Origin of the sequence: Methylotuvimicrobium sp. KM2, assembly GCF_038051925.1 — a bacterium.
In the GTDB taxonomy this organism is placed as follows: Bacteria; Pseudomonadota; Gammaproteobacteria; order Methylococcales; family Methylomonadaceae; genus Methylotuvimicrobium.
Genome location: NZ_CP150634.1, coordinates 3,323,537 through 3,336,513, shown reverse-complemented (window position 1 = coordinate 3,336,513; position 12,977 = coordinate 3,323,537). Strand labels below are relative to the sequence as shown.

The window sequence follows — 12,977 nt, the reverse complement described above, 5'->3', positions numbered from 1 at the left end:
CTGCTCGTGCGTCTTTATACGCATACGATTTTGCGCTGCTCGCGATTAATCCAACGGTTTATTGGAAGGTTTCGGTTAATAGTTTTAAGCGCTGTTTTTTGCTGCATTCAACATGGCCGCCGTGGCACGATTGACCGATTCCCTGACGGGGTCGAGATCGAGTCGCGCATAAATCGCGGTGGATTGGGTGCTCTTATGATTGAGACTTTTGCCAATCGTCAACAGACTGGCTCCGGTTTTCTCTTGCCAACTGCCTTAGCGTGCGGCGCAGATCATGAATTCGTAAATCGGTAAGCCCTGTGCGTTTAAGCAATCGTTGCCAAGCTTTTTGGGTTCAACCAAATGACCTGTCTTACCGATACCGGGAAACCCCCATTTACTCTGAGCGCTGAGTTTTCTGTTTGCTAAAATATCAATGACCTCGGGTGATAAGGTTACTGTTTGAGCGGAATTGCCCTTGGTAATGATTCGCCATTCGCCGCGTTCTAAATGAATTTCATCCCAGCGCATCGCTAGAGCGTTCGATTTCCTAACCCCAGTTAACAAGGCCAATAAAAAATAATCCCTCATATCAGGATTTTCTTCTTTAGCCAAGGCATCGAAAAATCGCGGAGGCTCGTCGAGGTATAAAAATCGATCCCGCTCGTTTTTAAGTAAGGCTAACACATCAACCTCGACATTCAGTATTGAGCTTCAAAACACGCCCTCGCAAACCCTGAAGCTTTCTCTTGCGCGGACGCTCACAGAGGCTTTTTATGTAGTCATCGATACCCAAACCGGAGAAATTTTACGCATCATATATTCGTTCATTTTTGGGAGGCATTTCCTATAACACAAAATGCTACATTACGGCCAGCTATTTACTGTCTGGATACACGGTAAATTTATGCTGATCATTTAAATAAATAAAATCAAGTAGTTATGTGTATTCCCAGATGGCGGTCGAAATTTTCTTAGCTCAGCTATTTAAATGCAAGCAAATTCAATGCCTTATATCTTTAGTAACGATTTTTTAGAATATTTTTTCATTTTTTTCGTACATTTAGAGCTTAGAACAATTTTACCGTGTGTCTGGATATGACTGTCGATAGGTTCATTCGAAAAGATTAGATGTCTTACGAAAACGTTATATTTCTTGCAATTAAGCATTCATAGTTAACTGATAGGCAGCTTTTTATTCAATGTTTGAAACACGTAGTCGTCCGCTTTTGGCCGTTAGCTACGATGATCAATGGCTGCTTTATAGACCTCCAGCTCGCAGAATCTGGATATGGCTGACTGGCCAGTTTGGAGAAATGCGACCGGCAAGAATGGGTTCTACTTAGCCATTCGGAAATATGGGTTGAGTGGTTCTTTTGAGTCGACGAGCGATTTGACTCTGAGTCTTAAAACATCCACCGCCTTGTTGCAAGAGATATCAAAACTCAGCATGAAATAGTAAAAGGCCACCTGGGATATGGCTACCGAGCTGAGCAGGTAGGAAAGTACTTTAATGCGTTTTTCCAGTCTGGCGTATGGTTGATTATTTGTCTTGGTGACGTGTCGCAATAGTCGCAACTGTCAATGTCGCATTGATATGATGATTTGAGTTCGGGGAAGGGGAATGATGCATTTGTTCGGAAATAAACTACAGTAAAAACTACAGTGGTTTATTTTCCTTCAAACTACTTTAAACGTCTTTACATAACTTCAAACGACTGATAAGGTATTGATTATATGGAGTTATAAGTCGTATGCAGTTGCTTGGTGTGATTTTGATTCGAACTTTTAATGCGATGGTCGTGCGTTCGAATCGCACACGACCCACCACCAAATACTTTATAAAATAACCAGTTAGATTCTTTCGGGCGACTGGTTTTTTTATGCCTTGCGTTTTTATGTGGCCAAAATGTGTCCCGGTGTGTCAGAAATGTTAGCTGTTAGCTGTTAGCTGTTAGCTGTTAGCTGTTAGCTGCTAGGTGTTCTGGTGTTAATCAGCGTGCAAAACTTACCAGGGTTCTGGGGAAAACAGCGTTGAAAAGTTGCCGCCCCAGTTGTTTCAATAACCGGTTTTTAGCCGGAGAATCCTGGAGTGTTATACATGGATATCATTGCAGAAATCCAAAGGCGTCTTTTGTCAGTGGGGAATCCATCAGTTCGATCGCAAGGTCATTGAAGATTTCCTGTCCTACCGTTAGAAAACATCTCACCACAACAAGCGAGCCGGTTTATAAGCGAGAAATTCAGCCGTCACCTAAATTGGGCGACTAATGGAATTAGCCCATAATCTAATACTGGTCGGCGGCACCGGAACCGGAAAAACGCATCTCGCCACGGCCTTGGGAATAGCCGCGATCCACCGAGGCAATCGTGTCCGTTTCTTTAATGCAGTGGATCTAGTCAACTGTTTGCAGCAAGAAAAACAGTTAGAGCGAACCGGAACCTTACTCCCTTCTTACTGAGGAATCGTTCAACTTTGTTGGGTATGGGGTATGCCTATCGAGGAGCGCCGTGAACCCATCCATGGGGGCTTGACGGCGGCTCCCTGCCGCCGACATCCTCGCTAGGCATACCCCACACCTTCTCGTTCTTATACGCTTTTTCGGTCAAAAGGGAGTAGCTCGCAAGCTGATTCAAGTCGATGCCGTCATTCTCGAAGAACTCGGATACCTACCGTTTCCGGAATTCGGTGGCGCACTCCTGTTTCATCTGATCAGCCAGCTCTATAAATGCACATCCTTGATCATCACAACCAATCTCAAGTTCAGTGAATGGGTTCAGGTGTTTGGTGATGCCAAAATGACAACAGCGCTCTTAGACCGCATTACGAATCATTGCGACATCCTGGAAGCCGGCAATGAATCTTATCGATTCAAGCATCGAAAAACCGGTATTAAAACCCATTAACCTACTAAACCCTGTGGAAAATTTTCGACGCTGACAGGTAGAAATTTTTGAACGCTGATTGACACCGGCATTAGGTAAGCGCAGCATACCTACAATTCACTTTGGATTTATAAGCGCTTCCGGTAGTGGTGGGTAGTTTTCAACTATTACCGCATACATAGCTTAAATTAATGGCAATGACGCAAATCGTGAGAACGATAATTACCGGGGGCTGAATATTTACGATTAGTGTTCATTTAACTTACGACTTATCGTCATCAGAAACAACGGTGTATTCAGCGGTAATGCTATCGGGCTCGGATTGCCGAACCGATTTTTGTTGAGCGTTTTTGATCAGTCGCCACGCTTTGAAGCCCATAATACTCAACGGGATTAACAATACGGCAAAAAACACGGACAAGACCAGAGCGCCGACGACAGCTGCTGCGATCATGGCCGGAATAGCCAGGATTTTGGCAAAGCTAGAATTGGAATTTTCTTCGACGTGATATTCAAGTCGCCGTTGGGGGTCGTTTGTCGTGCCAATACGAATGGTTCGTTTGTAAATTCTAAACATGAGTCGGAGCCGAGGGAATGCCGAAAAGGTGATTGAAAGGAATAATAGCGAAAACCTGGAGCATAAAAAATGTCGGTGAATCTGCGTGATGACACAACAAACTCACCGACGTTTTACTATCTCCGTAACTTACGACTAGCGATGAAAGCCAGAGTTCCTTCAAGAGTTATACCTTTCGCACTTCAAATTTCGGCAGTGCTTAAAGAAATTCAAGGGTGATCGGTCCCTCACCTAACGCTAGGTGAGGGACCTATATGGACGTATTCACCCAGCACCTAAATTCCACAGCCCATTGGCTAGGATTAATTATCTTAGATAATTTAGGTGCTGGGTTCACGGCGTCCTTTGACGGTCACCCCGGTGCCGAATTTTGATCTACGGGTATAGCACAACCAGCCAGTCCAATGTTTAAACTGAATTCTTGCCCTGATGAATACAGGGTATTGCTCTGGCTAGTGCGCTTGCAGCATCGTGCCAGCCTTCACAGCTATTGTGCCCCTTGCGCACCTTAATTAAATTCAGCAGATATTTGGCCTTGGCATAAACCATGAAAAACAGAAGAATAAGCCGCTGTTGTCTCGCAGAGATGGGTTTCTGAGCGCATATCAGTTTATCTTCATAAATGCCTCCATCGATCATTCCAACGGTTCCCCATGCATAAACTGAAATCGATGCTCCTAAAGGAAGACGCGGCCCCAGCACGACCGCATCCAAAAAATCGCCGTCCGTACCGATATAAGCCGGAATTGAGCCGTAGTTGAATGGACAGGGCAACGGAGAGATAAAGTCCAGCTTTCCAGTGGAACCCCGCTTTAAAAAGCTGCCGCGAGGTGTCTCAATAATGACATTAACCAAAAGAGCTTGTTCTAGAGTGTTTAAAGATTGCATCTGAAATATATAATCCGTCGTAGATCGAAATTTGGCACCGGGGTGCCCGTTAGGGGCTGGTTAAATACGTCCGTGCTTTATACCAGAAATCCTTTATCTCGCCCCGTCACTGCCGACCTTTTCCGCCGAGTCCTAACAGCGTAGCCCGGATGGAGCGCAGCGCAATCCGGGAAGCTCGGAGCAGCGCCATTCCCGTATTCCGCTGCGCTGCATACGGGCTACATGCTTTAATAGCAGCTTGGAAAAGGGCAGAAGCGGATTGGCCTATTTTAGCTTGATGTGTATGGATTAAGGCGCCGGAAATTGTAGTATCCAATTCGCTATCCAGAAATAAATCAGCACGCCGGAGGCGTCGGCGATCGTCGTGACTAGCGGCGCGCTGGCGGTGGCAGGGTCCCAGCCCAATCGGTTCAAGATAAAGGGCAGGCAGAGCCCGACCAGGCTGCCGGTCATCACGATACATATCATGCTCAGTGCAACTACCCAGGCAATGTCGAAGCCGCCCCAATAAGCACCGATCAATGAAACGGTAGCGGCCATGGTTAGGCCCAATCCGCTTGCGACGGCGATTTCTTTCAGTAGCAATTTTCCCCAGTCGCTGATTGCGACATCGCCGGTGGCAATGCCGCGCACGACCAATGTCGCGGCTTGCGATCCGGCGTTGCCGCCGCTGCCGATGAGTAGCGGCAAAAAGAACACCAGTACGACATAAGCGGCAATCGTATCTTCGTAATAAGCAATGCCGGCACCGGAAATTAAATTACCGAAGACCAAGAGCAGTAACCAGAGAATGCGCTTGCGGTAAAGTGTAAATAACCTCGCATCGCGAAAGTTGCCGGCCAAAGGGCCGATCGTTGCGCCTCTGTGCATGTCTTCGGTTGCCTCTGCCTCGGCAACGTCCATTGCATCGTCATAGGTAATGATGCCGACCAAACGTTCGTCATCGTCGACGACCGGCAAGCTCAGTAAATCGTAACGACTGATTAATTTGGCGGCATCTTCTTGCTTGGCGGATAGTTTTGTTTTCACCATGTCGGTAGTCATGACATCCTTGATTCGCGCTTCCGGTTTGTTCATGATTAGTTCGCGTAACGATAGCGTGCCGATTAGACGATATTGAGCGTCGACAGTATAAATTTGATATATCAATTCGGCGCTGGGAGCGCTTTTTCGAATAACGTCGAGTGCTTCGCCAACTGTGATTTCGGCAGGTACGGTCATATAATCGCTGGTCATGATCGCGCCGGCTGTGCCTTCTTCGTAACTCGCAAGGCGTCTGAGTGCTTCGCGTTCGGCATGTGCGATCTTACGCAGCACGCGGTCGTGACGGTTTTCAGGTAGGACATGGAGCAAATCGGCGCCTTCGTCGGCGTCGAGATGGCGAAGCAACTGCGATACTTCCTTATCGGTCATTGCGGTGGTTAATTGTGACTGCCAGTCGACCGGTAGATGCCCGAAAACCGACGCACGTTGCACCACCGGTAAGTACATCAACAGTTCGCGTGCAGCATCGACCGGAACGGTTTGCAGCAGTTCGGCCAGGTCGACGGCTTGAAACTCTTCTAGAAATTGACGAACAGCTTGGTAATCTTTACGTTCAATAGCTCGGCGCAGGTAGTCGTTCAGAATGGCGGTCGGCATATTTATGTCTCTTTCTATTTGCGAACTCGTTTATCTGCAGCGGGAACAAACTGAATCAGGTTGTCGCTAAAGTAGCGGGAAAGGAGTACGCGTTAGACATTGTAAAGGGATTGTGTAAATCTATAATGAAATTTCAAAGGGTGTTTCCCATAATCGGCTTGTTGGATAGCGCTTATCAATTCAGCCGGCATAGGTTATTAAATAAGTTAAATAATATCAACTTATTGATTTGTAAAGACTAGGTGGCTGGATATATTGTTTTAGGCTTAGTTATGAGATATGAAGATGATAGGGATTAGATAGGGTGTTTCGAATTCTTGTTGTCTCGATAGTCCCGGTTGTTACGATAGTGTTATTCTTTTCATAATGGTTCCTCTTGTCAAAGGGCGAAGTAAGGGGCCTAAAGCCATGTCATCCCTATTTAACTTTTCCATATCAGGAGCATAAAATGCCAAAATTCATGACCAAAAGTCTTTTGATTTTAATTGCTTCGGTTTCTTCGGCATATGTCTTTGCCGACAGCCCAAAAGAGCAAATTCATTATCTGGAACAAAGTCGTGCAACAGCGCAGGAGTTCATGCAGTCGCTGGGTAGAAAGCTGAAATCGTTACTGGAATCAGCAGACACGGAAAACGCGATTATTATTTGCAAACAAATTGCGCCGGCATTGGCAGCCGATTATTCGAAAGACGGATGGATTGTGAAACGGGTATCGCTTAAATCCCGCAACAAATCGATGGGAGTGCCGGATACCTGGGAGCGGCGCGAGTTGGAAGGTTTTGATAGGCATCACTTATCTGGAGAACCTACCGACGAGCTCGAAATGTCCGCAATCGTAGATGAAGCGGATGGGCTTTGGTTTCGTTACCTGAAAGCCATACCGACTCAGCCGATGTGTTTGCAATGTCATGGTAAAGCGGAAGACATACCTGATGGGGTTAAAACGATATTGGCGCACGAATACCCGAACGATGACGCAATAAATTATAGTGCCGGCGAAATACGCGGTGCGATTTCGATTAAACGCCAGATATTGGCTTATGAATGAGCCAAAAAGTGTCGACTTTTCAGGGGCAAAAACTTGTCCAGTTGTCGATAAAAAATCATGGATAGGTAAGACGGGGTGAAGGGAAAGCTCTCTTTTATTTTCGATAGTCGATTACGGCTTTTCTGACATCGCTGATCGTGAAGTTGTATTGTCTGCTTAACGGGCCCAGTTTTGCCGTTTTGTTCGTTGTTTCGGGTAAATTCAGTCTTTCAAGTAAATATTCGACCGGTACGCCAGCTGTCTCCGCTGTTTCTATTAAAGTCATGCTGCCCCGTATTGTTAGAGATCCGTTATTCCATGCACGGAGTTGTTTGCCGGATGTTCCCGATGTTTCAATCGGTGCGACGAGCGGCGCAGCGGCAAAAGCGATCAAAGTCAGTACGCCGACTAGGCCTAGTCCTAAACGCAACCCTGCCCCTTCCGTGACACGTCCTGAAATGAAGCCGACAACCCAACGCCAATGCAGCAGCAAGTGTAACGCCAATATCGCGAAAAAAAGTACCGATACCCAGAAATGAACGGTTCCCCATTGGTGGCGGTCAAGCCCCAAAATTGTCGCGAAGCGTCCGCTACCGGGCGGCAACAGATAGCGTAGCAGCACGCCGGTCGTGGTGAGAAAAACAAAACCCGCGAAGGCTACGATATCGATGATGAAATTTAAATGGCTGCGTTTCATTGTCGGTTTATCCGCAAATGCTTGAAAGGTTACTGCTTGAGCTTTGCTCTTCAAAAAGCTTAACGTGATTCATTGTGTAGATGAAAATACGGCGCCAGCGTTTGAAGCCTGCTGTCTTCTAATGGCTTGCCGATCGTAAAATGATAAATGCTTTGTAGGCTGGTGTCGTTTATTCCCAGAACCTCGTGTACCGCGTCATCAAAAAAACAGCCGATGCCGGTTCCGCGCATTCCTATGACTTCGGCTTCAAGATATAATGCTTGGCCGACCAAGCCGCTTTCCCAAAATCGACGGCGATATTGCCACGGTTCTTTTGCCAATTCATCGCCGAACTCTGCGACCATCGCTAAACTGAAGGCGCTATCGGCGGCGATATCTTGATGGCACGATAGCGTTTTGGCTGCGCGTCGGCAATCGGCGTTGAGTAAGTTGTACAGCATCGGCGTTTCGGACACACCTTCGACCTTTTGCCAAATGAATTCGGATCGAGTGCCTTCCCTCAGTATTTCAAGGCTTGCCTGATTTCGCGGGAGGGCGTAGAGACCCGGTTGCAAGCCTTCGACGCGATGCACGAATAAAAATAAATGAATTTTCGCAGGCCAACGCCAAAGATCGAAGGGGATTAAGTTTTCAGGCGTCGTGGCTTGCAGAATGCGATAAAAATGATTTAGCTCGATCGGCGTTTGACCGTCGAAATGTTGAGCGCTACGCCGCTGCCGAATGATTTCGAACGCGCTTGTAGAAGCGTTTGTTAATTGGGGCGATACGGCCATCGCCGGATGCCGGTGGTTTTCTTCTGTGTCGGGTTTGGCAGCAGCTTGCGCTGCTGAATCGATTAACGGCCAATGAAAATGGTGGTAACGGCTCAAGCGATTGGCCTTGCCAAACCAATTGTCGATGCTAAGTTCAGCTAGGTAGCGATTAACCGATTCGTCCGGAGATATCTGAGAGCCGGCGTGAATTCGGCATAATAAATCGGGGGCTTCGTTTTCCTCTGCAATGAACTCGTCGTGGCGGTCCAGACCTAATAGTCGCGCAATCGCTTCGTCGCCGCATTCGGCCAGCAGTTCGACCGACCAACCCAGAGTGGCGGCTGCATAGCGCAACGCGCCTAGTGCATGGCCGATGTCATGTTGGCAATAGCGAAATGCGCGTTCGCCGTATTTCCAGGCTTCCCGCCAATGGATAGAGCTCAAACCGATCAATATCCCGCTAAATGCCGGCGTCTGACGCCAATTACCGCGCATTTCCAAGACATGGTCGTGACTCAAATAATGATAAACACCGGGCGGAAGGTCTGTGTCCACTGTATTGATTAGATAGGCTTCGGTCGGATGGAGATTGCCGCTGGACGGGTTGCAGCGCAGAGCCCACCGATCCTCGCCGTATTGTTTCCATGCGGAAAGTCCGAAGCTCAATGCCATCATAAGCCCCAGATTATTTCGGTTGAATGGCTGTGGTGGAATTAGCTCGGGATTTTGAAGTTCGTTATAGGTGGGTGAGGGGACGTTTTTGGGTAAAGGTAATTTAATTCTTTCACAGCCTTCGAAACGTCTGAACGGGTCCGGTTGGTCGGCCCAATCGAGTCCGTTTGGGCCTTTGGCATAACGGTCCAAATGGTGTTTGGTTCGTTGGTGATATTCCAGTATGCTGTTGAGTTGAGGCGGTGCCATGCTTGTTTTGGGGATGAGTGATTGACAAACTGATTGTAAAACACTCTGCATGGCTCTGCCATGACGATGCAAAGAAATTTAAACATTATTAATACTTGATTAATCCATGGAAACGCTGATTGCTCTCATTCAAGCTCATATTGAATATGCTCATTTTATTATTTTCGGATCGCTGCTGTTGGCGGGCCTTAATATTCCGGTATCCGAGGATGCAATGCTGTTTATTTCGGGGGTGTTGGCAAGGCAATATCCGGATCAATTGCCTTATTTATTTGTCGCGGTCTATCTAGGTGCTTACGGTTCGGATTTGATCTGCTATAGTTTGGGGCGATTTGTCGGGCCTAAAATATTACATATCCGCTTTTTTGCTAAAATGGTGCCGCCGAAAAGGGTCGAAAAGATTCACGCCTATTACGAAAGTCACGGTATTGCAACGCTGATATTAGGGCGCTTTATTCCTTTTGGGGTTAGAAACGGGCTGTTTTTGTGCGCGGGGCTAGGCAAGATGAGTTTCATCAAGTTTGCATTGGCGGACTTATTGGCTTGCACGATTTCGACGATTGTTTTTTTCTCGCTGTATTATCATTACGGTAAAGCCGTCGTGGCGTATGTCATGCAAGCGAATATCGTGGTATTTATCATCGCGGCAATCGTGGGAGGGTATTTGTTTTTTCATGTTAAAAAAAGGCGTAGCAAGCGGTGCAATATTTAGGATTGGGTTAAAACGCATCTACCCATCGGTGATCAAAATTCGGCCCTGGGGTGCCCGTCAAAGGTTGCCGTAAACCCAGCACCTAAATCCAGCATCTAAATTCCATAGGTATTTGGCAATGATACAAAATTCATGGCTCATTTAGTTGCTGGATAAATTATCCAAGACCATTAACCATGGCCAATGGGTTATGGAATTTAGGTGCTGGGTAAATATGTCCATGGCTCTATGTCAGCTCCTCGCCTAGCGTTAGGTGAGGAATCGAATACCTCGGTGCCTACTTAGCCACTGCCGAAATTTGAAGTGCTAAAGGTATATTTATCGCTAATTGAGATTTTTCGTTATTTTGGTGTGTTTCGCGGGAAAAATGCTTTTTATTGGGATAATGCAAACCCGTCGGCCTATTCATATAATAAGAATGTTTAACATATGACCAAAACATGAAAAAACAGGATGCTGAAATTAAAGGCGAGCCTCGGTCGCTTGAGGGTTGGACAGCAGTATTGCGCGATCGGGAAATGCCGGTATTTTCAGATACCGTGCAGAGTATCAACTACATTATAGAGGACGAAAAGAAAGGCGCGATGGAACTTGCCCCTGTAATACTTCAAGATCCTAATCTAACAGCAAAACTATTAAAGCTAAGCAACAGTATCTATTACAATCCCTCGCGAAAACAGATGGTGACCGTATCTCGAGCTATTGTGATTCTCGGTATCGAGGTCATTCGAGAGCTGACACTGGCTTGCTCGCTTTTTGAGGCGATTCTGTCGCCGAACAACAGGCGCCGCGCCAATGAAGAAATTGCCAAGGCTATTCATACGGCTGTTCAGGCCAAGGCCTTGGCAGTCGCGGCAAAAGATCCTTCGCCGGAAGAGGTTTTTATCGCAGCGTTGCTGAAAAATATCGGAAGCATTGCTTTTTGGTGTTTTTGTGGGGTACAGGGCGATAGAATTCAGGCTTTGCTGAAAAACGGTCTAAGCAACGAAGCGGCCGAAAAGCAAGTGCTGGGTTTCAAACTGGCTGATTTGGATATTTCATTGTGCAAGACTTGGAATTTAAAAGGCTTAATCGAAGCGACTATTAAAAAAAGCACCAGGGACGTCGATCCGCGGGTTAAATTCGTTCGCATCGGCTGCGAAGTCGTCGAAGCGTTACGGGAAGGAGTCGGTACCCAAAGTTATTACGCCTGTGTCGAAAAAATCGAGTCCATGACCGGACAGTCGAAAGAAGCGATTGAGGCGAGTCTCCGTAAAAATACCGACATTGCGGCAAACATTGCTTGCCATTTCGGCGCAACGGAGGCTTCGAATTTAATTCAACATAATGTTCGGCAAAATTCCGAATTGAATGCATCGACGCAAAATATGGATCGAAAAGTCTTGCAATTTCAAATTTTGCAAGATATCACCACAATATTGAGCGGAAGAATCGATATCAACCTGTTGCTTGAAACCGTATTGGAGGGTATTCAACGCGGAATCGGCATGGATCGAACCATTTTCGCTCTTTTAACAAAAGATAAAAATGCATTGTTGGAGAAAGTGGCTTTGGGTTGGCGTAAGGATAGTTATTTACAAAAGATTCGCTTCGAGCTTAGTAAGTCTCCGCCTAATTTGTTTTTTCAAACGATTGCCAATCACGAGGGTTATTGGATAAACCCGAAAGAAAACAAATCTTTGTATAGCGAAAGCTATGTCAAGACGATCGGTATACAATCTTGTTTATTGATGGCTGTTTGTTCAGGCGACAAACCTATCGGCTTAATTTATTGCGATCGCGCCTACAGCAATCTTGAATTGACCGAGGATGAATTCAAGGCGTTCAAACATTTTGTTCAACAGGCTAATATTGGTCTGTCTCTCTACCGTATGCAGGCGAGGTAAAGTGTTGAAACGGGTGCTTAGGATTTCGCGAAAAATATACCTATCGTAGATCAAAATTTGGCATCGACTTCCTTTTAGGCTTGTCGGCGGCTTTCCCTGCCGCCGGCACTCGCCAGTCGAGCAACCGAATTCGCCAAAAATTGGCAGTTTATTTATGTCGAAATCCTTATCGTGCTGAAGAGTCATTTTTCTTGATTACTAGGCAAGTACGGAACCGGTAAGAGGTTGCTGATTTCCGGTAGCGGGTTTCAGCGCGATGGATGGCTTGTGTGAGCGTTCACAAGGTGGAGGGCAAAAAAAAGAGTTGGAAAATCCTATTTTCCAACTCTCAAAGCACGGAAGCATTTGGGGGAAATTGCTTCCTATCGGCAAGAACTTAATCTGATGGGATGTTTTACTCCATCAGTTTCTGCTTAGGATTTGCTCGTAAATAACTTCCTTATTTTAGGAAGGGTTCGGTTGCTCGATTGGCAGGTGTCGGCGGCAGGGAAAGCCGCCGTCAAGCCTACAAGGACGTATTCACGGCGTCCTGCCAAGCGAGTTACCGAACCCTCAACAAAGCTCATCGTTCCAGGACGTTATTTATTACGAAATCCTTATCGTGCGTCAAGTCCCGCTATTAGCGTATCAAGGCGCCAAGGTGTCCTGAAAATTTTGCTCATGCAAAATCCGAATATCCGCTCTCCATGGCAATCCCTCTTGGGCGAGGGCTTAAATCCCAAGCATGCAATTCCCAGTTTGAAAAATTTCGCCGTATTCAGGGGGCTAGGTAGGCCTGTCGAGGAACGCCGTTCACCCAGCACCTAAATTATCCAAGATAGTTAACATAGCCAAAGAGCTATGGAATTTAGGTTCTGGGTAAACCCATGCATGGTGGCTTGATGCCGGCTAAAAATTAGGAATTGCTGATGTTTACAGCGCCGTTTGACTAGTGCTCCAGTGACGAAATTTGGTTTGCAAAAAGGGCATCGACGTTACCAAGCTTTTATTCCGCGGCTTTAGATTGCGGGT

General features: G+C 46.5%; 10 protein-coding genes and 2 pseudogenes. 5 read left to right on the top strand and 7 right to left on the bottom strand.

Annotation, left to right across the window (positions count from 1 at the left end):
• Positions 1 to 84: 84 nt before the first annotated feature.
• Both WJM45_RS13920 and WJM45_RS13915 read right to left on the bottom strand, forming a co-directional pair.
• Positions 85 to 222 (bottom strand): hypothetical protein, encoded by a 138-nt coding sequence (locus WJM45_RS13920; RefSeq protein WP_341325690.1) that lies wholly within the window; start codon positions 220 to 222, stop codon positions 85 to 87.
• 33 nt (positions 223 to 255) lie between these two features.
• On the bottom strand, positions 256 to 666 hold the full coding sequence (locus WJM45_RS13915; RefSeq protein ID WP_341325689.1) for a tyrosine-type recombinase/integrase: 411 nt from the start codon (positions 664 to 666) through the stop codon (positions 256 to 258).
• Positions 667 to 2,249: 1,583 nt separating this feature from the next.
• Between WJM45_RS13915 and WJM45_RS13910 the strand changes: the two are divergent.
• Positions 2,250 to 2,441 (top strand): annotated as a pseudogene (locus tag WJM45_RS13910) (ATP-binding protein); the annotation flags it as partial.
• A gap of 142 nt (positions 2,442 to 2,583) precedes the next feature.
• Positions 2,584 to 2,886 (top strand): annotated as a pseudogene (locus tag WJM45_RS13905) (ATP-binding protein); the annotation flags it as partial.
• Between the two features lie 241 nt (positions 2,887 to 3,127).
• On the opposite strand, the gene WJM45_RS13900 reads toward WJM45_RS13905, so the two are convergent.
• From WJM45_RS13900 to mgtE, 3 genes are all read right to left on the bottom strand, one after another.
• On the bottom strand, positions 3,128 to 3,442 hold the full coding sequence (locus WJM45_RS13900) for a hypothetical protein (RefSeq protein WP_341325688.1): 315 nt from the start codon (positions 3,440 to 3,442) through the stop codon (positions 3,128 to 3,130).
• Positions 3,443 to 3,850: 408 nt separating this feature from the next.
• On the bottom strand, positions 3,851 to 4,330 hold the full coding sequence (locus WJM45_RS13895; RefSeq protein ID WP_341325687.1) for an inorganic diphosphatase: 480 nt from the start codon (positions 4,328 to 4,330) through the stop codon (positions 3,851 to 3,853).
• 288 nt (positions 4,331 to 4,618) lie between these two features.
• Positions 4,619 to 5,971: a magnesium transporter gene (mgtE, locus tag WJM45_RS13890; protein ID WP_341325686.1), complete on the bottom strand. Its 1,353-nt coding sequence runs from the start codon at positions 5,969 to 5,971 to the stop codon at positions 4,619 to 4,621.
• A gap of 448 nt (positions 5,972 to 6,419) precedes the next feature.
• Between mgtE and WJM45_RS13885 the strand changes: the two genes are divergently transcribed.
• On the top strand, positions 6,420 to 7,019 hold the full coding sequence (locus tag WJM45_RS13885; RefSeq protein ID WP_341325685.1) for a DUF3365 domain-containing protein: 600 nt from the start codon (positions 6,420 to 6,422) through the stop codon (positions 7,017 to 7,019).
• A 94-nt stretch (positions 7,020 to 7,113) separates the two neighbouring features.
• Here WJM45_RS13885 and WJM45_RS13880 read toward each other — a convergent pair whose 3' ends face one another.
• Together WJM45_RS13880 and WJM45_RS13875 are read right to left on the bottom strand one after the other, a co-directional pair.
• Complete coding sequence (locus tag WJM45_RS13880; protein ID WP_341325684.1) at positions 7,114 to 7,695, bottom strand: DUF4405 domain-containing protein; 582 nt, start codon at positions 7,693 to 7,695, stop codon at positions 7,114 to 7,116.
• Positions 7,696 to 7,754: 59 nt separating this feature from the next.
• Positions 7,755 to 9,368, bottom strand: a complete 1,614-nt coding sequence (locus WJM45_RS13875; protein ID WP_341325683.1) for a SagB/ThcOx family dehydrogenase — start codon at positions 9,366 to 9,368, stop codon at positions 7,755 to 7,757.
• 106 nt (positions 9,369 to 9,474) lie between these two features.
• Here WJM45_RS13875 and WJM45_RS13870 point away from each other — a divergent pair, with 106 nt between their 5' ends.
• The gene (locus WJM45_RS13870) at positions 9,475 to 10,080 is read left to right on the top strand and encodes a DedA family protein (RefSeq protein WP_341325682.1); all 606 of its coding nucleotides are present in this window, start codon (positions 9,475 to 9,477) and stop codon (positions 10,078 to 10,080) included.
• 440 nt (positions 10,081 to 10,520) lie between these two features.
• Positions 10,521 to 11,966: an HDOD domain-containing protein gene (locus WJM45_RS13865; protein WP_341325681.1), complete on the top strand. Its 1,446-nt coding sequence runs from the start codon at positions 10,521 to 10,523 to the stop codon at positions 11,964 to 11,966.
• Positions 11,967 to 12,977: the final 1,011 nt, after the last annotated feature.

What these genes read in the sequence shown, in the direction of transcription:
- WJM45_RS13900 (WP_341325688.1), bottom strand. Translation starts at nt 3,442, where the DNA reads ATGTTTAGAATTTACAAACGAACCATTCGTATTGGCACGACAAACGAC.
- WJM45_RS13895 (WP_341325687.1), bottom strand. Translation starts at nt 4,330, where the DNA reads ATGCAATCTTTAAACACTCTAGAACAAGCTCTTTTGGTTAATGTCATT.
- mgtE (WP_341325686.1), bottom strand. Translation starts at nt 5,971, where the DNA reads ATGCCGACCGCCATTCTGAACGACTACCTGCGCCGAGCTATTGAACGT.
- WJM45_RS13885 (WP_341325685.1), top strand. Translation starts at nt 6,420, where the DNA reads ATGCCAAAATTCATGACCAAAAGTCTTTTGATTTTAATTGCTTCGGTT.
- WJM45_RS13880 (WP_341325684.1), bottom strand. Translation starts at nt 7,695, where the DNA reads ATGAAACGCAGCCATTTAAATTTCATCATCGATATCGTAGCCTTCGCG.
- WJM45_RS13875 (WP_341325683.1), bottom strand. Translation starts at nt 9,368, where the DNA reads ATGGCACCGCCTCAACTCAACAGCATACTGGAATATCACCAACGAACC.
- WJM45_RS13870 (WP_341325682.1), top strand. Translation starts at nt 9,475, where the DNA reads ATGGAAACGCTGATTGCTCTCATTCAAGCTCATATTGAATATGCTCAT.
- WJM45_RS13865 (WP_341325681.1), top strand. Translation starts at nt 10,521, where the DNA reads ATGAAAAAACAGGATGCTGAAATTAAAGGCGAGCCTCGGTCGCTTGAG.